Raw genomic sequence first — 23,800 nt, forward strand, 5'->3', positions numbered from 1 at the left:
ATTAGAACATAATTCTCCATACTTATAATCATATTGCCCTTCCAATAATGAGACAAGATAATTCTTCCATTAGATTACTGACCGAGGGTTCGTATCTTCAACGTGCTTTTACCTATCTCGATAAAAAAGTACCCTATTACCAATTACTTTACTCGTATTTGACAGGTGTCCCTGTTACTGCATACTTCGCAGGGGGATCCAATTGTGCTCTCTGTATAATCAGGTCCAATTCCGACAACAAAAGAGAGAGAGTTGAAGGGGGAGAGAACCCCGTTGTTGCTGCAGGATACTCCTATTTCTGATAATGGAAGGTGTGAACAGAGCGTCACTTGATCGGTCAGGGGCCAGCCGTGGACAGAGCCAGGGCTGAGTAATGGTCCGACTCCCCAACCTTTTTCAAGAGCCATATCTTCAATTATCGAGTTTACTTTCATAGCTGTTTTTTCCAGCAGGAAAAGGCTTAATTGTTCCAGGATGTAGCCAACCAGATATTGATGGGTACTTGAGGCCTTAGTAAGAGCTTTATTCAAGCCATCGCCTATGGTGTAGGCTCCGCAGATGACAAGTTTTGCTTCTGATAAAAACTTTCCAGACTGGCCAAGACAGAGTTTAAATGAGTCGAGAGTGCGGTTTTTTTGTAATATGATGTCCTGATCAGTTGCCGTAGTAATATTTGCAGCAAATAATACTGCTCCCGGAGCCCAGCTCTTTTGGTTTTCCTCGAAAATAGGACCACCCTTTTCTGCGATTTTTTCGCCACCGGCTGTTTTGTGGAGATGTTCGACAAAATCCTTGGGTGTAAGGTCTAATGATATTTGTGTAAGACTGAGTACTTCCATAGGTGAAAGTTTAATCCTTTTGTAGGGTTACAGTGAACTGGTTTTGTTAAGATGTTAACTGATAGTCCATTTGGCTACTTATATTTTTTAAGGTCATAAGATAGTATGAATGGACCCTGTCTTCATAGAAAAAACTAAGCTAATTTATCTAACAATTGGTTGTCTCATATGATATATATATTGAAATCATCTATCTGCATTGATATGGAAAGAATCAATTACCACAAACACCTAAAAGAGGAGGAAAAATGAGAGTCAAAATACTCATTGCTCTATTGCTGGCTTGTACAGTATCAACTGCAAACAGCCAGGAAAAGCCTAATATCCTGGTCATCTGGGGGGATGATATAGGATGGTCAAACCTTGGTGCCTACAACCATGGTGTGATGGGCTATCCAACCCCAAATCTTGACAGTATTGCTAAAGATGGGGTGCTGTTTACTGATCATTATGCCCAACCATCCTGCACTGCTGGTCGTGCCGCATTTATTACGGGGCAATATCCGATTAGATCGGGAATGACTACTGTAGGGCAGCCTGGTGATGCGCTGGGATTGAAAAAGGAATCTCCGAGCCTTGCTGAAGTGCTAAAGTCCGACGGGTATCGAACCGGGCATTTTGGTAAAAACCATCTTGGTGATAGGAATGAGCATCTGCCGACCGTTCATGGTTTTGATGAGTTCTTCGGCAACCTTTACCATCTTAATACGCAAGAGGAGTCAGAGCAGCGAGATTATCAAAATTTTGGGAAAGCCTATTCTGGTAGCCTTGAAGAGTATGAGAAAAAATTTGGCACAAGGGGTGTAATCCATTCTTACGCCACAACAGAAGATGATCCAACTGAGCAACCTCGGTTTGGTCGTGTAGGCATGCAGACAATTGAAGACACGGGCCCCCTGACCCAGGAACGCATGAAAGATTTCGATGCAGGAGAAGTAATTCCTAAAGCGGTTGATTTCATGAAGAAAGCGCAAGCTGCTAACGAACCTTTTTTCGTATGGCTCAATACAAGCAGAATGCATCTTTACACCCGAGTACATGAAGAATGGCTGAAAAAAGTTGAAAAATATACAAGCGAAGCTGATTATCATGGGGCGGGCATGATGCAGCACGACCATGATATAGGTATTGTGCTTGATACTCTTAAAGAACTTGGCCTCGATGAGAATACGCTTATTGTCTATTCGACTGATAACGGGCCAGAGCACTCCTCTTGGCCTCACGGCGCCACTACTCCATTTCGTGGAGAAAAAATGACAACATATGAAGGTGGTGTACGGGTGCCTTTGATGGTGAAGTGGCCTGGGAAAATACCGGCTGATACAAAGTTAAACGGTATCCAAGGGCATCAGGATTTATTTACGACCTTGGCTGCGGCTGCTGGCATAGATGATGTGGCAGATAGGGTTATGAAAGAGAAACATCAATACATCGATGGTATCAACAATCTTGATTATTGGATGGGCAACAGTGATCATTCCAATCGGGATCACATCTTTCACTATTATGAAAGTAAATTGACGGCTGTACGAATGGGACCATGGAAATTCCATTTTTCAACCAAAGAAGATTATTACGCTAATGTGATTCCCCGTACTGTTCCTCTTGTATATAACATCCGTATGGACCCGTATGAAGGCTACGACAATAAGGACTCGTACGGACACCTATTGCAAAAAGTTTCCTGGCTCATGCAGCCGATGGGGGAGCTAATGGGGGCTCATCTCAAAACACTTGCTGAGTTCCCTCCAGTACAGGGAGGCAAGTCGTTTGATATGTCTAACGTGGTTGATGAGTTTATCAGTAAAGGTAGGCAATAAGTGATATAGCCTGTTTGTATGGCAAATCCAGAAGCAATTAATGTTGGGTTTGCCATGCATTGTTTTGCTCCAGTGCGTTTTGTCTTGAAAATCTACAGGAACTTTTATAGTTAGCCTAACCAGATCTTCGCTCAATAGAATTTTTCTTCAAGTTAATAGTACTCCTGTTTTTCCAATCGGATCGTAATGGCTCAATGTGTTGTGCGGGGTATGTTTTTGGACGTCTTTGATTAATTATATGAAATCGGCAAAAACAGTAATAATAGGTGCAGGTTTAAGTGGATTATATTCAGCCTTTCTCTTATCTCAGAGAAACAGGGAGTTCCTTATACTTGAAGCCAGAAACCGGATAGGTGGAAGGATATTAGGTTTGGAACATGAAGGTCTTGTGTCCGATATGGGGCCTTCATGGTTTTGGCCGGATATCCATCCTAAAATTACAGGATTAATCAATGGTTTTGGTCTTACAGCCTATAAACAGTATGAAAATGGACTGGGTCGTATTCAAACCCATGACGGTCAGGTCAATACTGTTAGAGGATTGAATAATGAGCCGGTTTGTTGGCGAATTTTCGGAGGTGTAGATGGCCTACTCTCAAGACTTTTAAGCAGTATCCCAGCAAAAAATATTAGATTAGATCACCCGGTATGCAGGATCGAAAAAACAAGATCAGGGCTTCAGGTGGCTGTTGGAGATATTGAAAAGGAACCGGACACTTTTTTTGATGCTAAACATGTAATTCTTGCGCTTCCACCCCGTCTTGCTGCGTCAACAATCCTCTTCACACCGGACCTGTCATTTGAACTTGCTCAGGAAATGCTGAAAACAGGCACATGGATGGCTGGACAGGCAAAATTCTGTGCCGTATATGATAAACCTTTCTGGAGAAGCCATGGTCTATCAGGGCAGGCATTCAGTCATTGCGGTCCGATTGGAGAGATCCATGACGGATCAAATCATGACCAGCCGCCTTACGGACTTACAGGATTTCTTGGAGTTCCCGCAATCAGGCGAAACAATAAAGAAGAACTTAACAATATGATGCTGCGTCAATTGGAGCTAATATTCGGAGAGCCTGCGGCACATCCAGCAGCATTCTTTTATAAAGACTGGGCAAGGGAAAGATATACAGCAACGGAGTATGATCAACCGTCTATGCTGGAACACCCCGCTTATTCACCTCCGGCAGGCAAAATATCCATCTGGGATAATTCTGTACGCTTTGCAGGAACGGAAACAGCCGATGAACATGGTGGTTATATGGAAGGTGCAATCATTGCTGCAGAAAGGGCCACCCTGAATATTTGAACTGTTTTTAAAACGAATTGCGTAGGACGAATCGGTGTCTGACAGAAGAAGTTATTCCGGACTGAAGACGTGTTGGCGGGTTAAAAGCCCCCACTCCAAACCATTGCAGGTTCGTGAGTGGGGGGGGACGAGTTAGAGAGTTGGACTGTTATCAATAACCGAGAAGTCCTGGGAGAAATAGAGAAATTTGAGGGAAAAAGGCGATAATGAAAACAGCAATAATTGCCAAAATTGAAAATGGCATAGCCTGCACCGAAATATCCTCAATACTTGATCCCCCGATACCTGAGGCGACAAACAGATTTTCACCCAATGGAGGTGTCTGGAAACCGATAGCAAGGGTGGCCACCATAACAACGCCAAAGTGAACCGGATCGACCCCAAGGGTATACATGATGGGAAGGAGAACGGGGGTGAGAATCATAATTGTAGCGAGTGTCTCCATGAACATACCCACAAACACCAAAAAACAGATGATAAGCGCCCAGATGAGGTACATATTGTCGGTAAAGTCCAGAAGGGCCTGAGCGACAATTGAAGGAATCTCGTTTTCTACCAGCAGACGACCAAAGACAGTTGCTGTAAAAAGAATCAGCAAAACACGACCTGTAATCCACGTGGTTGTTTCAAGTGAATGAAAAAACTGTTTGAGCTTTAATTCTTTATGCAGAAAAACACCTACAAAAATGGTGTAAAAAATTGCTACAATTGCTGATTCTGTAGGGGTGAAAAAGCCGCTATAGATTCCGCCGAGAATAATAAGAGGTGCAAGCACTGACCAAATTCCGCTTTTTAATGTAGCGACCATCTCACCAACAGACCAGTTTGCTGATATTCCGGTGTAACCACGTTTTTTACTCCGGAAGTAGTTTGCTATGAGTATTCCGGAAGCAACAAGTAAAGCGGGGAGAAAGCCTGCAATAAAAAGCTTGGGAATGGAAAGTGATTGAAATTCTCCAAACTTTGCAACAGCTTCAGGTGGTGCCTGCATACCCATACCTGAAATCCCAAAAATAACCATTGGAATCGATGGTGGGACTATGATACCAAGGCCACCTGAAGAAGCTGTGATAGCAGACGCATAGCCACGGTCATAGCCACGGTTTACCATGGCCGGAATCATCAGCATACCAACGGCAGCTGTGGTCGCTGGACCTGACCCTGAAATAGCACCAAAGAAAATACAGGCCATAACAGTGGCAGCACCTAGACCGCCAGTAATTGGGCCTGCAAAGGATTCAGCTATTTTGACCAGCCGCCTCGATACCCCGGAGGCCTCCATCAATGCTCCTGCAAGAATAAAAGCGGGAAGCGCCATGAGGGGAAAAGAACCAACGGATCGAAACGCGATTTGTACGAGTTTAATAGGGTTTTCGTCCAGATACATAAAGGCTGCCATTGCAGACACACCTAAAGATACGGTGATGGGTGCCCCTATTAAGAGTAGCGCCAAAAAGGAGCCAAATAAAACCCAGACAACTGTGGTTTCCATAATTTATCTCCAGATCAGTTATGAATTTTTGGTTTCAGTTAAGGGAGCAGTGTCACTGCTATCTTCTTTCATCAACTCAGCGGCATTTTCGAGCTCTGACGAGTCAGGGTCACGAATATCAATACCTTTCACGAGTTTGAGATAGTTAACCTGAATTACACGGGCGGACATAAACGCAAATGAAATTGGCAGTACCGTATAAAAATACTTCATTGGCACACCAAGGGTCTGGGATTTCCAGAACAGGTTCATTTTGTTGAAGACAAAATCATAACTGAGAAAGATAAAATAGAGATTGAATGCAAGCCAGATCATATCAGCTATAAATTCGCTGACGGTTTGCACAATCTTTGGAAATAATTTGAATTGAAAAGTAACTCTGTTGTGTGCTGCCATTTTTGCGGCGTGGCTTGCACCAAAATAGGCAAACCATACAAAGAGATAGGTCGCGAGTTCTTCAATCCAGGAAAAGGAGTAACCAAATACTTCACGGGACACAATCTGGACGAGAAGAAGTGATACGAAAACAATAAGCAGGAGACGACAAACATAACTTTCAAGATTGTCGAACAGGTTGATGAAGAATGATTTTATGTTCATTCTTGACTCCTTATTTGGTTTTACATGCGCTGGGAGAGTTGATCCATCAGCAATTGCCGGCTGAGCGATTCAAAGAGCCAGGAAATGAACTGGAAAAAATCTTAGAGACATCTGGTCTTAGTTTGTTCAACGCCGTTTCATTGTACTATTTTCAAAAGGAGGGGGCTTGACTCCCGTTAAAGAAAGAAAACTGTCTCCCCCCGGAGAGAAGAATCTCTATCCGTGGGGAGACGGGTATCATATAAGCTACAGATACGCTGACTTCTTAACGGCCAAGCATTTTGAGAACACTATCAAGCTTTTCCTTACCACCGATGGACTTGTAGTACTTAGGCCATACGCTGGTGGTTGCAGCTTCAATCCATTCTTTTTCATCATTGGCAGGAGCAGTGATTTCCATACCTTTAGCTGTAAGATCTGCGATGATTGCAGCTTCACTGTCTTTGAGGTACTGCTCAGAGAAAAGAGTCGCTTCCTGACCGGCTTCAAGTACAGCTTTTTGCATTTCAGGCTTCATGTCCTGGAACACTGATTCGGAGATAACAAGTGGTTCAAGAGAGAAGATGTAACGGATAGTGGTGATGTATTTCTGTACTTCGTAAAACTTCATTGCACTAACAGTGATAAACGGGTTGCACTGCCCATCAACAACTTTTTGCTGAAGCGCAGTAAAGGTCTCAGACCATGCCATTGGAGTAGGGTTAATACCCCAGGCCTGGTACGAGGCGATCATGATTTCGTTCTTAGGTACACGAATAACGAGGCCTTTGAGGTCTTCAAGGGTGGAAACAGGTTTTTTGGAGTTGGTCAGTACACGAAAACCAGAATAGGCCCAGGCAACAATACGAACGCCAGAATCACGAATGGTGTTTTCAACCAGCTCTTTACCTACATCTCCACGGGTGAGCTTTACAGCATCGTCAAGACCAAGAATAACGTATGGAAGGGTCAGAACACCAACGCTTGGGGAAAAAGGAGTCAGGTTGTTGATCGCAAGAGTAGAGAAATCAAGGGTACCCATGGATGCATCGTTGATTGTGTCCTGCTCACTTCCAAGCTGGCCGTTAGGGAACATGGAAACCTTGTGCTTGCCGCCAGTCTTCTCAGTAAAAAGCTGAGAGAACTTTTCAGACATTGCCCACTGGGTTCCACCCTGGGCGTCACCAATGGCCATTTTATAGGTCTTTGCTGTTGCCATGGTGTTGCCCATCATAAGTAATGCAGTAGCTGCGAAAACTGTAGTGATGGTTTTTGCTCGTTTTAAAATCATGAGTGTCTCCTTGAACTATGATTAGGGGTGAACCAATGCATTTGTTGCATCGATATGATTTGCTGGATGTTACGAGGTGAAAAGAGAGAGGAAGAAAAGAGCTGGGATATGGCAGAGTGGGTAGGACACGCACGCAAGAAATCAACTTGCCCGGGAGGTGACCCCCCATTTGGCGGCGCTGTTTTACCATGCGAGAATGAAAGTTTCTCCTGGTGACTCATTTTTTCTTCTTCCTCAGATATTAAGATAAAGATGCAAAAGTGAAACTTCATCACAATGAAACTGATCTATGATGTATCAGACATCAGTGGTAGTGTCAAGAAAAAACGCGTGGTTTTAAAAAACCCACAACAATGTAGAATCAAGCACTTCGCGAGAATTATGTTACAGAAATGTAAAATAGGAAAATGTGTGGAAAACGCAGAAAAGTTCCTGGACCTACCTGGGGAAATTGGGTCTTATTAAAGCAAAGTCAAGCGGGCTATTCTTTAAGGTAATCTACGAAATACGAGGTTGAAGAACCTATTTGGCTCCGTAGAAGGCATAAATAAAGTCTTTTTGACACTCAAAGGACCAGTGCTGGTCTTTTAATATGGCCGCAGCATCTACCGCATTACCGTCTTTAAGGCACTGGATGAACTGTTTATGCTCTTCACAGTTACGCAATTCCCATTCGGAAATATAATTTTGGCGCGGAAAATCATACAGCCTGTGTTTGATAGGAAGAATGAACTTTTTCAACAACTCGTTGTCTGATACTCCTAAGTAGACATTGTGGAAGTCGAGATTGGTTTTGAACAATTGAGAGAAGTTGTCTGTACTGATGTCAGCAATCATCTTTTCATTGAGTGATTCAAGTTTTTTGATATGTTTAGAGGTGATTTTATCTATACATTCAATGATTATGAATGATTCAACGAGGCCTACGGCATCATAGGCATTCTTAACATCTTCAATCTGGAGCTGATTAACCTGGACACCACGCCTTGGAAGGATAGTAACAAATCCTTCGAGTTCGAGGTGGATTAGGGCATCTCGTAGAGGGGTTTTACTGATACCGAGCTGTTTGGCGATTTCGCCAATATTAATAGTAGATCCTGGCAGAAGGTTACCTTGATTCATCTGTTTGCGTAGGTATGCATATACTTGATCACTCAAAGATGAAAATTTTAATCCACTATTCATTAATACTATCCTCGTTTGTAGTTATGACTTTATACTTTTCTAATTTAATTCCGGACCAAGATACCTAATAAAACGTAGTTGTCAAGAATCAGAAAAGTATAAAGTCTTACAGTAGGTAAGTTTTATAGAAACTTATCAACTGAGGTGTAATCCATATCGAAGGCTTCAGCGACAGCCTTATAGGTGATTGCACCTTCTATAACGTTTGCACCAAGCTTTATTTCGTTATTTTCCTGCATAGCTTTCTTCCAGCCTTTGTTTGCGATCTCAACAGCATATGGAAGAGTTGCATTGGTAAGAGCTACAGTGGAAGTACGCGCAACGGCACCAGGCATATTAGCGACACAGTAGTGAACAACACCTTCAACAACATAGGTTGGCTCTGCGTGGGTGGTGGCCTTAGAGGTTTCAATACATCCACCTTGATCAATTGCCACATCCACGATAACAGAACCGTCTTTCATGTCTTTAAGCATTTCGCGAGTGATCAGCTTAGGAGCTTTTGCACCAGGAATCAGTACAGCACCGATCACGAGATCAGCTTTAGTAACATACTCTTTGAGGATTGCTGGGTTAGACATAACAGGGAAAACGTTTGCAGGCATAACGTCATCAAGGTAAGCGAGTCTTTCGAGGTTTGTGTCAAGCATGTAAACCTGGGCTCCGAGACCGGCCGCCATTTTAGCTGCGTTAATTCCAACAACACCACCACCGATAACAACAACGACACCAGGAGCAACACCTTTAACGCCACCAAGAAGGATTCCGAGACCACCTTGAGGCATTTCAAGGTACTTAGCACCTTCTTGAGCTGCCATACGTCCAGCAACCTCGCTCATAGGAACGAGAAGAGGTAGGGAACCGTCTGCCTTTTCGATGGTTTCATATGCGATGTTAACGGACTTTGCCTTAACAAGAGCCTCAGTTTGTGGAAGATCGGCCGCAAGGTGCAGGTAAGTGAAAACAATCTGGCCTTCACGGATAAGGTTATACTCAGAGGGTTGTGGCTCTTTAACATGCATAACCATGTCGCAGGTACCGTATACATCAGCGGGAGTCGCTGCGATGGTAGCACCCGCTGCAACATATTCAGCATCAGGAAAACCAGCTCCGGCTCCTGCCATGGTCTCAACAGTAACCTCATGACCGTTTGCAATCATGGTCGCGACACCGGATGGTACCATACAAACTCTGTTTTCCAATACTTTGATTTCTTTTAAGATTCCAACTTTCATTAGCTCACTCCGTGGGTGTTGTAATGTAATTTAAAATTGACTACCAAAATTATTCATCAAGGTAGCCATTATGAACATATTTACTGCAACAAGAAGATAGGTGAGAATTGTTTTTACAGACCTTCTTCTACCGCCTTTCTCACTGCACCAACAACGCGGTCTACCTGTTCTTTACTCATGGTAAGTGAAGGAGCAAAGTTCATAACGGTATTGAGACCATCAAAACTACTGTTAGTTCGGCCAACAATAACACTCTGAGCCATCATACGACCCATGATGGTTGCCATTTCACCTTCTGATATTGGCTCTTTGGTTTCTTTATTGCGAACAAATTCAATCCCGAGGAACAGGCCAACTCCGCGGACGTCACCGATGAGTGGCAGATCTTTAAGAGTTTTGAGTTGTTCAAGAAAATATGCACCAAGCTCTGCACTGTTTTCTATGAGATTTTCGTCTTCAATAATTCTTGTGGACTCAAGAGCTGCCGCCATTGGTCCTGCGCAACCACCATAGGTACTGATATCACGAAAGTAGTTGAGACGTGTCTCTTCATCGGTGGGATCGTTAACAAAACAGTCATAAATGTGTTGTTTAACTACCGTTGCAGACAGCGGCTCGTAGGAGCTGGCGAGGCCTTTTGCCATGGTAACGATGTCAGGATCAACGTCATATTGTTCATGGCCCCAGAATTTTCCGGTACGACCAAAACCACATACAACCTCATCCATGATGAGCCAGATATTATGCTTCTTACAGATATCCTGAACGATTGGGTAGTACTCTTTTACTGGTGGGATAATTCCGCCACCCGCAGTAATAGGCTCGACGATGAGGCCTCCGATGGTGTCTGCACCTTCTTTAGCAATAACATCTTCAATGGCATGAGCACATTCGATGTTACACTCACCATAGGTTTTTTCAAAAGGACAGCGGTAGCAGCAGCAGTGTGGGAATTCAACAAAGCCTTCTACGAATGGACCAAAGTCTTTTTTACGCTGGATCTGTCCTGTCGCGCTCATTGCAGCAATGGTGGTACCATGGTAATCACGATCACGGAACATGATCTTATATTTACCTTTTCTTTCAGGAACGATTCTTGATGCCTGACGTACAATTTTGAATGCTTTTTCGTTTGCCTCGGAACCACTATTGGAAAAGTAAACCTTGTCCATACGTGGAAGTTTTTCCAGTAGCTTCTGAGCAAATTTAATAGCTGGAACGTTTCCGAAAACACCGGCAAAATAAGGCATTTTAACAAGCTGGTCATAAACGGCTTTTGCAATGGACTCACGGCCATAACCGACCATGATACTCCATACACCGCCAGATGTGACATCAAGGTATTCCCGACCGCGAATGTCAGTAACATTTAGACCTTTGCCCTCAACAATTATCATCTGTTCCTGGGACTCGAACACTTTGTGGGGTTTGAGGTGATGCCACAGAGCATCCTTATCACCTTTAACCATTTCATCCGCATCATATTCAAGCCAATTTGTTTTTTCCATGATCTCAGTCCTCTTAGGTAGATCAAAAATCAGAACCGTGAAAGAGTAACAGTTGCTCTTTGCCGGTGCGTAAACCAAAAAAAAAAATACTAAGGTTGTTCAAGATATAGATGTATAGCAGTAGATCCGGCGATAGTTCCTATGTAAAGCCGGGGGACGGCTATAGGTATTTCTTAATGCGTCGTGCAACAAGGCTAAGAGAAGACTTGCTGTAATGTTTGATCCAGCTAGTGGACAAACTGTCATGGCACCGGCTAAACCGGCACCATGACGGAAGGGAAGACTATTACTTTGCGCCCTTTTGTGGAACCATGTCATCTTTGCTAATGCCAGCAACTGCAACAGGTGCTTTCATCGCATCGCGACGGAAAGGCTCGCCGAGCTCCTGGTTAACCAGGATTTCGATGAAGGTGGTAACGCCATCTTCCATCTGAGCTCGAACCGCTTCTTTAAGTTTTGCCTGAAGGTCGTCGGCGCTGGTTGCCTGAACACCCTTAACACCGCACGCTTCAGCGATTGCTGCATAAGAAACGTTTTGATCAAGCTCGGTACCAACGAAGTTATCCGCGTACCAGAGAGTGGTGTTACGTTTTTCAGCACCCCATTGGTAGTTACGACAAACGAGCATAGTAACTGGAGGCCAGCTGTCACGACCACAGGAAACCATTTCGTTCATGGAGATACCAAAAGCACCATCACCAGCCATACCGATTACAGGTACATCCGGTTGAGCAACTTTAGCTCCACAGATTGCAGGAAAACCGTATCCACAAGGTCCGAAAAGGCCTGGTGCGAGGTACTTGCGGCCTTCTTCAAAAGTAGGGAAGGCGTTACCGATTGCACAGTTGTTTCCAATATCAGAAGAGAGAATTGCATTCTCAGGAGTAGCTGATTTAATTGCCTGCCACATCTGACGAGGAGACATTTTCTGTGGCTCACGATCACGTGCACGCTCATTCCAAGTGGTGCCTGGATCATCATCTTCGTGTACGAGAGTTGCAAGTTCTGCAGCCCAGTCAGCTTTCTTTTTCGCAATATCAGCTTTGCGATCTTCACGGCCGGCGTCACCAGCAGTAGGAGCAAGCTTGGCAAGGATGCCTTGCGCTACTTTCTTAGCATCACCAACGATACCAACGGTTACGGGCTTGGTAAGGCCGATACGATCTGGGTTGATGTCAACTTGAATAATTGCTGCATCTGTAGGCCAGTATTCCATTCCGTAACCGGGAAGGGTTGAGAATGGGTTGAGACGGGTTCCAAGAGCAAGAACAACGTCAGCCTCAGAGATAAGCTGCATTGCAGCCTTAGAGCCGTTGTATCCAAGGGGGCCAGCACAGAGTGGATGACTTCCAGGGAAGGCATCGTTATGCTGGTAACCACAACATACAGGAGCTTCAAGGCGCTCGGCAAGAGCGGCAGAATCCGCGATAGCACCACCGATAACAACACCAGCACCGTTTAAGATAACTGGCTTCTTAGCGTTAGAGAGAAGCTCGGCTGCTCTGGCGATTGCCTCTTCACCACCGGCAGGAAGTTCAAATTCAACGATTGCAGGAAGCTCAATCTCGATTACCTGGGTCCACATGTCACGTGGGATGTTGATCTGTGCAGGTGCAGAAGCGCGCTTTGCCTGCATGATAACGCGGTTTAAAACTTCAGCAACGCGACGTGGGTCACGAACTTCTTCCTGATATGCAACCATATCTTTAAAACATGCCATCTGCTCAACTTCCTGGAAACCACCCTGTCCGATGGTAGCATTAGCTGCCTGTGGGGTAACGAGAAGAAGAGGAGTGTGGTTCCAATAAGCGGTTTTAACAGGAGTTACAAAGTTTGTGATTCCAGGACCGTTCTGGGCAACCATCATAGACATCTTGCCAGAAGCACGGGTGTACCCATCAGACATCATACCAGCGTTACCTTCGTGTGCACAGTCCCAGAAGGTGATACCAGCTTTTGGAAATAAATCAGAGATAGGCATCATCGCAGAACCGATGATTCCAAATGCATGCTCAATACCGTGCATTTGAAGTACTTTGATAAAAGCCTCTTCAGTGGTCATTTTCATTTTAGCCATTTTGTGTGCCTCCAAAAATATATGTTGTTTTATCCCATTTGTTGCAGGGGATGTTTACCTGCAACAAAAAAGCAGGTTTCTAATGCTACGGTTAGATATCTGATACATCAGATACCAGGATCATGTCAAGACAATTTTGAGAACAGTGAACATTTATTTTGAAATTATAACGGTAGGTGCCTGAGTTTCTTAGGATGAGCGCAAAAAAGCGTTAAAATAGCAACATATGGAATGTGGTTTTTATTGTCTTTAGGCTTAATTTAAAAAAGATTTCTGGTCTTTAAAGGTCTTCGTGGCAGGGAGTGGGGTGTTAAATAATTGGTGAGAAATTCTAAAAAAACTTCTTGGCTAAGACTAAAACGTATCCGTGAAATCGATTTTGTGTAGAGATTATTGCAACAGGTCATTTTCGCTGCTTGTTGAGTCTTTGGGAAATCTCAGTGTAGTACTTGCCGAGAAAAGATAGGGTGGAGTCCCTATGACCATATTTTCTATGGCCATAGGTGGAAAGAGGGTTATTTTCGGGCATGGAGGGGAACGTAATCGTATTCTTGTTCTCCTGTATAAATCTGGCGTGGTCGACTTATTCTCCATTGAGGATCGTCTTTGCTTTCCTTCCATTGTGCAATCCAACCAGGCAGACGCCCTAAAGCGAACATCACGGTGAACATATTGGTGGGTATCCCAATGGCTCGCAAAACAATTCCACTGTAAAAATCTACGTTAGGATAAAGATTGTGGTCTACAAAGTACGAATCTTTGAGCGCGTGTTCCTCAAGTTCTCTTGCTGTATCTAATAGTGGATCGCTGATATGCATTGACTCCAGTAGCTCATCACACATTTGCTTCATAATTTTGGCGCGTGGATCATATGTTTTGTAGACACGGTGACCAAATCCCATCAGGCGAAAAGGATCACTTTTGTCTTTGGCCCGCTTGATGACATCTGCGCAGGTACCACCATTATTTTGAATCTCGGTGAGCATCTCTATGACGGCCTGGTTAGCTCCTCCGTGTAATGGGCCCCAAAGAGCAGCAATACCGGAAGAGATAGCAGCGTATAGGTTGACACGAGCACTTCCTACCACACGAACAGCAGAGGTTGAACAGTTTTGTTCGTGGTCAGCGTGGAGGATCCAAAATACCTTCAGTGCATTTACAGCTTCTCGTTTTAGTTCGTATGGTTTAACCGGTGTGTCAAACATCATGTTGAGGAAATTCTCGCAATATGTCAAATCCGGTCTTGGCAGGACTAACTCATGACCCCTGGAAATTTTATAGGACATAGCTGCCATGGTACGAACCTTGGCAAGTAGTCGGGTCATGGTGATATTGATCTCTTCCTCCATTGTATCAAGTTCCGGGTAAAAGCTCTTTAGAGCGTTAACCATGGAAGAGAGGATACCCATAGGGTGGGAGGCCCTGGGATAGTTTTGGAAAAATGCCTTTAAATCAGTATGAACCAGGCTGTTATCGTTGAGCATTAATGAAAATCTGGTCAGCTCATCTCTGTTGGGAAGTTTTCCGTTGATCAGTAGATAGGCTGTCTCCTTGAAGGAGGCGTTTTTGGCGAGTTGTTCCACCGGAATCCCTCGATACCGCAGGATCCCTTTTTCTCCATCCATGAAGGTAATGGCACTGAGACAAGAGCCGGTGTTTGCATATCCCGGGTCAAGGGTGATAAATCCGGTCTCAGCTCTTAGTGTACTGATATCGATCGCTTTTTCTCCTTCGCTTCCTTCAACCACCGGAAGTAGTATATCTTTTCCTTTATATGTCAGGGTTATGAAATCGTCCAAAATATCTCCTTTTTGTCATGCCTCAATTGCCAGTGATTCAAAACAAGTTAGTACCTTACTCCTGAAAGTCTGTTATACAAAACAGGTGGCGTAGACTCCGAGAAAACTGGAGAACCTTTTAACATTGCGAACTTAATATACTGCAAGATAAGTGAATGCAGTGAGGCCCTCGAGGCACTTATCCCGTTTATGGGATTAGAAAATTGAGGTGATTGAAAATTGTGTAAACACCTAAATACAAGTTATTTTTTAACATTACTGCGGTCTGAATGCTACGAAAAAAGAAAAACGGGTGTATGAGTCTCTGGTGAAAATAGGTGCTGAAGTGGTGTAGAAGTGGTGCGAGGCAGAAAAGAAGCCGCCTCAATTGTAAGGCGGCTACTTACATATGGTGTTATTAATCGTCGAGGCTCAGTGCAGAAACGAAAAGTTTCTTTGCGTAGTCTTTGACAATCCAGGTAACACGGGTGCCCTTAGGGACAACAAAGGAGTCACCAGCATTGTATACATGGGTAGGTCCACCTTCTTCTTCAATGGTAACACTACCTTCTACGATGTAGCAGAACTCAAGTTTTGGGTGGTTGTGTTCCCAGCTACCAGCGGTGCAATCCCAGACTCCAGCTTTGAAGTTGCCAGTTTCGTGGTCAAAATAGGTCCAGTTGTTAGCGTGTGGGGTTCCAGTCTTTGGATTTGCCTTGGGCTGTGAAGTGTGCTTGATTGGCTCAGATTTGCCGATTGTTATAATTTTCCCTTCAGACATAATATCTCCTTGGTATTGTTGTTCACCTCACAATTATATGATGAGGTAACGTTTTGTGTATTTTTTTTAAATTATTTTGCGCCTTTTACTTCTTCAAATCTGTCGCCTCTAAAATCATCCAATGGCAATTCAGGTGTTTGGCCAAGAATTATTTGAGACATAACGAGTCCCATCATTGGAGCAAGCTGGAATCCATGGGCTGTAAAGCCAACGCAATGAAAAAGTCCCGGTACTTTTTTGGATGCATCAACGATGGGCACCTTATCCGCAAGACATCCTTCAAATGCAGTCCAGCAGCGCATCATCTGTGCACGTTTTAGGCCTGGCATTATCTCAACCATGATCTTAGAGGCCTTTGCCATCTGCATTGGATCAACCCAGATAAGTTCTCTCTCGAGATCATGTGGGGAGCGGTAACCACCACCAACGACGATGGTGCCGTTCTGGGCGGCCATGAGTCCTAAGAGACGCCCAGTGAGGCCAAGAGATGTGCCGTTCATCATGCCGGGCATACGGTCTGTGACCATCATGGTGGGTGCTGCAGAAAAAACCGGAAGCGGGTCGCCTATCATCTCAGAAAATCTTCCTGCCCATGCACCGGCACAGTTAACCAGTATTTCACCTTCATAGATTGTATCGCTGCTGGTGCGAACCTTAAAGCCGCTTGAGGTTGTCGAGGCTTCAACCACTCTAGTCTGGCTAAGAATGGTGACTCCTTCACGCTTTGCGGCTTCTGCATACACCTTTGAGGTGAGCATTGGGTTGGCAAGCCCATCTGTGTAACAGACGAGACCACCAACAACATGGTCAGCTACATGTGGGGATAGGCGGCGTACTTCTTCAAGGTCGACAACAACTTCATGGTCGTAGCCCATGGAATTGAGTTTTTCCTGTCGTTTGACAAGAATTTCCAGTTCTTTGTCACTTTCTGCAAGACGCAGGCGGGGAGAGACGAAGAAACCACAATCGGAACCCACAGTTTTTTCATGGAGGCCCCACATTTTGCGTGCTTCCACAGCAAAAGGTATTTCACGGAGATCTCGTCCCTGACAGCGAACACCACCGGAGTTGTTACCAGAAGCATGTCTTCCGGGAACATCTTTTTCAAAAATAATGACAGACTTACCCTTACGCGCAAGTTCTAGTGCGGTGGCACAACCCATGATTCCACCACCGACGATGAGTACATCAGCTTTCATCTGTTTCTCCTACCTTCGCGTTTGCAAGTTCCTGCAGACTCACCGGCTTAATGGGTGGTCTTAGGCGATGTTGTCTAATTTTCTGAGGTTCAAGGCCAGATCCTTCTGCGATGAGTTCAAAAACTGCAGAGCCACACATTTTCCCCTGACAAGGTCCCATGCCACAGCGGATGATAGCTTTGATTTCATTATGGTCAGTGTAGCCTTGTTCCACGAGATCGCGGATACGACCAGCGGTTACTCCTTCACAACGACATACGGTTGTACTGTCGGGTATGCCAAAGAGCTCTGGACGTGGTGCATACATTTTGTCAATGAATGGGCGTGGACTAATGTCGAGCGTAAGGATGTCACGAACAGGTTGTACCGCTGCTTCGTACTCAGCCTGGCTGATTCGGTGCATCTCTTTTGCAATGGTGAGCGCTGTGAGACGTCCCTTGTATTCGGCAGATTTTGCGCCGTGGACAAAGTTTCCATCGCCTGCCACAAAAACAGTAGGGAAATTAGTTCTTCCATCTTCCTTGACATCAGGATACCAGAAACGTTGAACCTCATCCCATGTGTGCTGAACTCCAACCTGACGAAGAAGTGAAACGTTTGGAATAATTCCTTCGTTTACCAGAAGAGTTGTTGCCTCATATGAGATCTCTTTTGATCCGCATTTTGCTTTGACGCGTTCAACGCGGTCATCACCTTCAGCGCGAACATTTTTCACATTTCTGTGGATGGGCACCTTTCTCTTCATGGCTGTGATGTGCACATCAGCAATGAGTTTTACCCCCTTCATCATAAAACCAAAGCGCTTTAACGCTCGGGGCATATGTTTCATGGCAGGAATGGTCTGCATGAGAGGGGTGGTGTCCATGATAGCTGCAACAGGAGCATCGAGGGCGAAAAGGTGTTCTGCAACTAACCAGAGAAGAGGGCCACTTCCTGCAAGAACTACTGGTTCTTTGGGGACGAGGCTTGAGTCTTTAAAGAGGTTGGACATACCTCCACAGGTCATAACACCCGGTAGAGTCCAGCCGGGAAAAGGTACTGGTCGCTCCATTGCGCCGGTACAGAGAACAAGATAATCTGCACTCAGTTTCTGAGAAACGCCGTCTCTTGAAAAGAAAACATCACCGGTTGCCTCGGCTTGCCAGACGCGTGCCTGGGGAAGGTAGTCAACATCAGCTTCTTTAAAAGCTTTAATTACTTCAAGTCCATCGGTGTAATCAGAACCCAAAATAGCATGTTGCTTAGGAGTTGCCTTTGTTATGTTTCTATAGATCTGGCCGCCGGGGCTGGCTTGTTCATCCAGCAGAGCGACCTGCAGGCCTTTGCTGGAAAGCTCTGCACTACATGCAAGGCCAGCGGGGCCAGCGCCAATGACTATGGCATCGTATTTATTTTTCATTTTGTCTCTTCAATTACTGCTTTTTGCCGTTTAACGTTCATGCCTTCATATACTTGCTCAAGGCATGCCTGACGGTTGTAACTTCCATCGATTTCCACCAGACACTCAAAACAGACACCCATTAGACAGTATGGTGCACGTTTTTCACCTTCAGCTGCAGATTTGCAGACGTGGTCATCCTCATGGCCGAGTATTGCAGCCGCTACGGTTGTTCCGGCAGGAACCTTATAGGTTTCTCCTTCAAACGTGATGTTGACGGTATCTACAGTGGCCAGTGGGTTATTGTATTCGAATTTACTTTTTGTATTACTCATTGATAACTCTTTTATGTGGCTGCACGTACATATGGTCCGCGCAGCCTTAAAATTCAGTGATTATACGCGGTATGGTTCGTCCCACATAACGAGGTCCTGACCTACATTTTTTTCAATGGCATTCTCGTATAAGGTCATTGCCCAGGCGATGTCCTGAAGGATCATGCCGTTTGAAATAAAATATCTTCGCCTAGCGCTTTCCTTGTCAATTGTTGCAATGCCTGCAGCAATTTTACCAAGATCGTTGATGTCGCTTTCGTTGAGTTCGCCACTATCGAGCATGTTGTGTAATTGAATGTGTGGAATTGCACGCTCATCCTCTGGGAGCATGAGACCTTCGAGTTTGTAGGTCTTTTGCATTTCCCAGCAATCGGGAACGACGTAAGCATTACGGAGATACTCATTTTCTACATTGGCACGTCCTGGAAGGGTAAGGAGAGAACCTTCTTTGAGCCATTTTTCTTCAAATAGAGGAGTGTGATCACCCGAGATGGCTGAAGTGATAATATCTTGTCCCTTTACCGCATCTTCAAATTTAGAAACGGCAGAAACATCGATGTTGAGTTGCTCACTCATCTCATCACAAAAGCGTTTAGCGGCCTCATCATTAATATCAAATACAACGACCTTTTTTAAAGCAGGCATCGCTTTGGCGATAGCTGTCGTACAGAATTTTGAAATAGGTCCGGCGGCAATGACACCAAGGGTCTCACTGTCTTCTCTTGCAAGATGTCTGGCGCTCAGACCAACAACAGCACCTGTTCTCATACCACTTAAAATATTTGCTTCCATGATGGCCAGTGGACGGGCAGTCTCTGCGTCGTTTAGGGTCATCATCAGGATAGAACGTGGCAGTCCGTGATTTTTAGGATTGTTAACGTTTGAGCCATACCATTTGTTACCACAGACCTTAAAGCGGCCGCCGAGGTAACCGGGGAGAGACATGAAACGCTGATCAGGTCCACCCTTTGGCATACCTTCAAATTTAGGCTCTTTTGGAAACCAGATGCGCTGGCCATGGGAGTTTTTGGTTGAGCCACCCATGACGTAGTCACCTTTCCCTGACAGGGTAAAGGCTTCGTCCATTACATCGATGCAGCGTTCCATGTCGGTAACACCCGCTGCAATCATGTCTTTTTGGGATAGGAATTTCATTACAAGTTTGGATGATGACATTGGAACCTCACTATTGAAATATTGGAAAAAATAACTACTACAAAACACTCAAATGAGTTTTTCATGATATATCACACATTAGATATATGTCAACAGGTGATTGAAAAAACGTCAAATATGCAGGTTGCGGTGAGTTGTTATTTCAAATGTTTTTTGTTGAGTTAGATGATTCTAATTGAATAAATTTCAAGAATTTTAATGTAGTGATTCAGTTTGCAGCCCATAAATAGTGTGACGTGCAACAAGAGGGGGAAAACTACTTATGATTGCCTCATTAACTGCTTCAAAATGTATGAGGCAGGTTGAAAAATGGACAGCAAAACTCTTGTTTAATAAAGAGAGAGAGGAGGTGCTATTATGAAAGAATACCGCATGGAAGATACTCCAAAGAGTTACGTATAGAAGCTGTAAAACACGTAATAGAAAAGGGTTTATCAATACCCGAAGCGTCAAGGTGCCTGGATGTCCCAAAATCGACACTCAACTATTGGGTAAAATCCAGCAAGGAAGGAAACCTTGGCAGTATAGGAATAAATCGCCGTGAACCGAGTGATGTTGGGCTGGGCTGGAGCTCTTCAAGTGCAGACGAGAACTAGCGAAAGTAAAATTGAGCGAGATATCCAAAAAAAAGCCGCGGCGTATCTAGGAGTCTCGCACACTCACTTACCTGCAAAGGAGTCGATATGAGATACGCCAAGATAGATGAACTCCGACTCCAATATCCCATCACAGATCTCTGTCAACAATTAAAAGTGTCAGATAGCGGTTACTACAGTTGGCGATCTAGACCACCACCGCAGCGTAAATGTAATGGTGCAAAGCTAAAAACCGTTATTAGTGCTGCACATTTTGGAAGATGATAACGCAGTTTAAGATGAAGGCGTCAATGAGTCGCCAAGGTAATTGTTACGATAATGCCCCGATTGAAAGTATTGGGGGTACATTGAAAAATGAACTGGTTTATCACAGCGATTATCGGACCAGAAAAGACGCAATGAGTGACATTACAGAATATATCGAGATTTTCTACAACAGGCAAAGGGCTCAGAAAAAGGTGGGATATTTATCACCCGCAATCATTTCCAGATTCATTCATATTTGATTTTAGTTCCCTCAAACGATAAAATAATTGAGAATAGTACATTTGGTAACGCACGATTCGTCTTCTCTTCGTCTGGTTGAAGTTGTTTAATTTCAATGAGGGACAAATATGAAAATCGTGATAGTCGGTGGTGGAGCAATTGGCCGGTTGTTTGGTTCGTACCTTGCGAACAACAGCAATGAAGTGACTTTGCTCGATATTGATCATCACATTGTCCGCGCTATTAAAAATAATGGTATTCATGTCCTGGGACGTGACGTTACTGACCCGGATATGGTGAGCCGAGTCCGTGTTAACGCAGTGACGGATGGAAAACGTATAACCGAAAGTGACCTTGTGTTATTGATGGTTAAATCTTTTTCAACACGTGCAGCAAGCCAATCTATAGCCCACCTCATTGGTCCGGGATGTCCTCTTCTCTCTATTCAAACAGGTCTTGGAAATATAGAAATAATTGAACAAGCGGTGTCTAAAAATGACATATTGAGAGGTTTCACTTTTATGTCCGGGACAGCCCTTGGGGATTCAAAGGTTAGATATGGTCAGGAAGGAAAAACCTACATAGGTGAAATAGATGGTGAGCGAACCAGTCGTGTACAGAAAATTGCTGATCTCTTTGAAAAAAGTGGGATATCCACCCAGGTGGTCAAACGAATAATTGGCAGGCTCTGGTGTAAGGTTATTGTGTTCTCAGCCATTAACCCATTATCGGCTCTTTTAAAGGTTCCAAATGGTGTTTTGACCAGTAAAATGGAGTCAATCACCCTCATGAAACGACTTCTTGATGAAGGGAAGGCTGTGGCAGATGCCCACGGTATTGACCTTGTATACAACGATTTATATGAACTACTGTTTGACGCTTGTCAGAGAAGTTCGAATAATCTCTCGTCCATGTTCCAGGATATCCTCAACAGTAATCTCACTGAAATAGATGCACAAAACGGGGCGATCTGTAAGTATGCGGCAATGTATGGAGTCGCTACTCCAACCCATCAAACGATGCTGGAAATGATCAAGCTTCAGGAGAAATGGAGTGTGATAATGGGTTAGTACCTTACTCAGGAAAAGCTGTCATGAAAATCAAGAAATGAAGTGTTGGAAAACTTGCTGATATCGCATCATTTCCATGGTGCTTATCCAGCGATACTAAAATATTTCCGCTTGTCGGGTTAGTTTAATCACACCACAAATATACTGCATTACGCAAGATATACATAGAGGGCGATAATGGAGAGCAGGGAGAAAATTTTACTTGCAGTTGACGGCAGTAAGGCATCAGTACGTGCAGTGCATTACGTCGGTACGTTTGCCTCCCTGACAAGCCAGATAGAAGTCTGTATTTTGAATGTTTATCCAGAACCTCCACCTGACTACTATACCAACGGAGGTCTACTTGATGAATATCAGGAAAAATGCGAAAGAAGGGCTCTTGAGATGCTTAATGAGGCTAGAGTAATACTTCTTGAGGCGGGGGTGAGTGAAAATCAGTTGACACAACTGGTAAGAATTGCGGAAAGAAAAACTATAAGTGAAGAGGTGTTAGCCGTCCAGGCAGAAGGGAACTATGGAACAGTAGTGGCCGGTAAACGAGGTGTCTCCAAGGCTGAGGAATTTTTGTTTGGATCAATTTCCAATGCCCTTGCCAGACACAGCAAACGCTTCACATCATGGATCGTAGGTTAGGCCATGGATCCTTGGAGTCGTTTTCCCAAACATATCCTTACCCGCCTAAAAAACCACACGGCAGTTCGCTCACAGCGAAGACAAACCAGACTCTATACTGACACCAGTGACTTTGTTAATATTGATTATGGTGATGTACTCCATGTGGATAACCGTTATCTGCTTATAGTTGGTTACACAAGGGAAGGGCGCTTCGGGGTTGAGGAACAACCGAAACAATGGGTGCCAAAGGTGTACGACCTTGAGAGTGGTCAGCGAAACATCGTTAAATTGGTGTTTCATGAAAGTTACACTATTCATCTTAGTAAGCTGAAGGTTACCTGTTACAGAAGTCCGGAAAAAGAGGCCCAGGTTATAAACCTCACGAAGGGCAATCCTTCATTTATGCAAGGTTATGCAGTACTTGATGAAGTGGGAAATTTGGTTCGGATTCTTGATATTGTCAGTGGAAGAAGGCTCGATAAGATGATTCATACTTTGGGTGCAAATCATCTTGATTATTTTCATAATTATCTTCCGGATATGCTGCAGCGGTTTCTTGTAGCCGTAGAGGGGATTATGTTGCTGCATAGTCAGGGTTTAAAACATGGTGATATTCGGCGTGACCATATCTTTGTAGATCGAAAGGATGGACACTTTACCTGGATAGATTTTGATTATGATTTTTATCTACCAGAACGACCCTATGCCTTGGATTTGTTTGGATTAGGCAATGTTCTACTCTTTATTCTCGGGCAGAATACATTTCGTACAGCTGCAGTCCTTAATGATCCGCTTTTGGGACAAGACGTTTTTAATAGGCTTGATCACGACGATCTGGCTCTTCTTTCCAGTGATAGAATTTTTAATCTGCAAAAAATTTATCCCTATATTCCAGATCGATTAAACGATATTTTGCTCTATTTTTCTAATGGAACGAATGTGATGTACGATACAGTCGCAGAATTCTATGAAGATCTTAAAGGGGCAGTTGAGACGCTATATTGAGTAGACGAGGTTTTTGTTGTTATAAATTTTCAAGAATCTATTTGAG

The 23,800-nt window shown here is 44.1% G+C and carries 21 protein-coding genes and 1 pseudogene; 8 read left to right on the top strand and 14 right to left on the bottom strand.

Features of this window, described 5'->3' with window-relative positions; translation table 11 throughout:
• Positions 1-143 precede the first annotated feature (143 nt).
• On the bottom strand, positions 144-839 hold the full coding sequence (locus ACX6CI_RS05240) for a hypothetical protein (RefSeq protein WP_458777115.1): 696 nt from the start codon (positions 837-839) through the stop codon (positions 144-146).
• A 248-nt stretch (positions 840-1,087) separates the two neighbouring features.
• Between ACX6CI_RS05240 and ACX6CI_RS05245 the strand changes: the two genes are divergently transcribed.
• Both ACX6CI_RS05245 and ACX6CI_RS05250 read left to right on the top strand, forming a co-directional pair.
• Complete coding sequence (locus ACX6CI_RS05245; RefSeq protein WP_458777116.1) at positions 1,088-2,659, top strand: arylsulfatase; 1,572 nt, start codon at positions 1,088-1,090, stop codon at positions 2,657-2,659.
• Between the two features lie 238 nt (positions 2,660-2,897).
• Positions 2,898-3,968, top strand: coding sequence for a flavin monoamine oxidase family protein (locus ACX6CI_RS05250; RefSeq protein ID WP_458777117.1), 1,071 nt, complete (start codon positions 2,898-2,900; stop codon positions 3,966-3,968).
• A gap of 151 nt (positions 3,969-4,119) precedes the next feature.
• Here the strand turns inward: ACX6CI_RS05250 and ACX6CI_RS05255 are convergent, their stop codons facing one another.
• The 13 genes from ACX6CI_RS05255 to ACX6CI_RS05315 all read right to left on the bottom strand — a co-directional run bounded on the left by ACX6CI_RS05255 (position 4,120) and on the right by ACX6CI_RS05315 (position 19,982).
• Complete coding sequence (locus ACX6CI_RS05255; RefSeq protein WP_458777118.1) at positions 4,120-5,460, bottom strand: TRAP transporter large permease; 1,341 nt, start codon at positions 5,458-5,460, stop codon at positions 4,120-4,122.
• An 18-nt stretch (positions 5,461-5,478) separates the two neighbouring features.
• Positions 5,479-6,060, bottom strand: a complete 582-nt coding sequence (locus tag ACX6CI_RS05260; protein ID WP_458777119.1) for a TRAP transporter small permease — start codon at positions 6,058-6,060, stop codon at positions 5,479-5,481.
• 265 nt (positions 6,061-6,325) lie between these two features.
• A complete protein-coding gene (locus ACX6CI_RS05265; protein WP_458777120.1) occupies positions 6,326-7,330 on the bottom strand; it encodes a TRAP transporter substrate-binding protein in 1,005 nt (334 codons plus the stop codon).
• A gap of 522 nt (positions 7,331-7,852) precedes the next feature.
• The gene (locus tag ACX6CI_RS05270; protein ID WP_458777121.1) at positions 7,853-8,515 is read right to left on the bottom strand and encodes a GntR family transcriptional regulator; all 663 of its coding nucleotides are present in this window, start codon (positions 8,513-8,515) and stop codon (positions 7,853-7,855) included.
• Positions 8,516-8,637: 122 nt separating this feature from the next.
• The gene (gene ald, locus ACX6CI_RS05275) at positions 8,638-9,750 is read right to left on the bottom strand and encodes an alanine dehydrogenase (RefSeq protein ID WP_458777122.1); all 1,113 of its coding nucleotides are present in this window, start codon (positions 9,748-9,750) and stop codon (positions 8,638-8,640) included.
• A gap of 113 nt (positions 9,751-9,863) precedes the next feature.
• Entirely contained in the window at positions 9,864-11,258 is a 1,395-nt protein-coding gene (locus ACX6CI_RS05280; RefSeq protein WP_458777123.1) for an aminotransferase family protein, read from the bottom strand.
• 286 nt (positions 11,259-11,544) lie between these two features.
• Positions 11,545-13,326, bottom strand: a complete 1,782-nt coding sequence (gene xsc, locus ACX6CI_RS05285; protein WP_458778438.1) for a sulfoacetaldehyde acetyltransferase — start codon at positions 13,324-13,326, stop codon at positions 11,545-11,547.
• Positions 13,327-13,850: 524 nt separating this feature from the next.
• Positions 13,851-15,134, bottom strand: a complete 1,284-nt coding sequence (locus tag ACX6CI_RS05290) for a citrate synthase (RefSeq protein WP_458777124.1) — start codon at positions 15,132-15,134, stop codon at positions 13,851-13,853.
• 397 nt (positions 15,135-15,531) lie between these two features.
• A complete protein-coding gene (locus ACX6CI_RS05295; protein WP_458777125.1) occupies positions 15,532-15,894 on the bottom strand; it encodes a cupin domain-containing protein in 363 nt (120 codons plus the stop codon).
• A 71-nt stretch (positions 15,895-15,965) separates the two neighbouring features.
• Complete coding sequence (locus tag ACX6CI_RS05300) at positions 15,966-17,093, bottom strand: NAD(P)/FAD-dependent oxidoreductase (RefSeq protein WP_458777126.1); 1,128 nt, start codon at positions 17,091-17,093, stop codon at positions 15,966-15,968.
• Positions 17,083-18,492, bottom strand: a complete 1,410-nt coding sequence (locus ACX6CI_RS05305; protein ID WP_458777127.1) for an FAD-dependent oxidoreductase — start codon at positions 18,490-18,492, stop codon at positions 17,083-17,085. Before ACX6CI_RS05305 ends, ACX6CI_RS05300 begins: the two co-directional genes overlap by 11 nt.
• A complete protein-coding gene (locus tag ACX6CI_RS05310; RefSeq protein WP_458777128.1) occupies positions 18,489-18,806 on the bottom strand; it encodes a (2Fe-2S)-binding protein in 318 nt (105 codons plus the stop codon). The genes ACX6CI_RS05305 and ACX6CI_RS05310 overlap by 4 nt, the downstream gene beginning before the upstream one ends.
• A 60-nt stretch (positions 18,807-18,866) precedes the next feature.
• The gene (locus tag ACX6CI_RS05315; RefSeq protein WP_458777129.1) at positions 18,867-19,982 is read right to left on the bottom strand and encodes a tyramine oxidase subunit B; all 1,116 of its coding nucleotides are present in this window, start codon (positions 19,980-19,982) and stop codon (positions 18,867-18,869) included.
• Between the two features lie 302 nt (positions 19,983-20,284).
• Between ACX6CI_RS05315 and ACX6CI_RS05320 the strand changes: the two genes are divergently transcribed.
• The 6 genes and pseudogenes from ACX6CI_RS05320 (at position 20,285) to ACX6CI_RS05345 (ending at position 23,754) form a co-directional block, all read left to right on the top strand.
• Positions 20,285-20,578, top strand: a complete 294-nt coding sequence (locus ACX6CI_RS05320) for a transposase (RefSeq protein WP_458777130.1) — start codon at positions 20,285-20,287, stop codon at positions 20,576-20,578.
• An 87-nt stretch (positions 20,579-20,665) separates the two neighbouring features.
• The gene (locus ACX6CI_RS05325) at positions 20,666-20,842 is read left to right on the top strand and encodes a hypothetical protein (protein ID WP_458777131.1); all 177 of its coding nucleotides are present in this window, start codon (positions 20,666-20,668) and stop codon (positions 20,840-20,842) included.
• 14 nt (positions 20,843-20,856) lie between these two features.
• Positions 20,857-21,084, top strand: a pseudogene (locus ACX6CI_RS05330) (IS3 family transposase); the annotation flags it as partial.
• Between the two features lie 108 nt (positions 21,085-21,192).
• A complete protein-coding gene (locus ACX6CI_RS05335) occupies positions 21,193-22,134 on the top strand; it encodes a ketopantoate reductase family protein (protein WP_458777132.1) in 942 nt (313 codons plus the stop codon).
• A 177-nt stretch (positions 22,135-22,311) separates the two neighbouring features.
• Positions 22,312-22,767: a universal stress protein gene (locus ACX6CI_RS05340; protein ID WP_458777133.1), complete on the top strand. Its 456-nt coding sequence runs from the start codon at positions 22,312-22,314 to the stop codon at positions 22,765-22,767.
• Between the two features lie 3 nt (positions 22,768-22,770).
• Positions 22,771-23,754, top strand: a complete 984-nt coding sequence (locus tag ACX6CI_RS05345) for a serine/threonine protein kinase (protein ID WP_458777134.1) — start codon at positions 22,771-22,773, stop codon at positions 23,752-23,754.
• Positions 23,755-23,800: the final 46 nt, after the last annotated feature.

This window comes from Desulforhopalus glucosivorans (assembly GCF_054397165.1).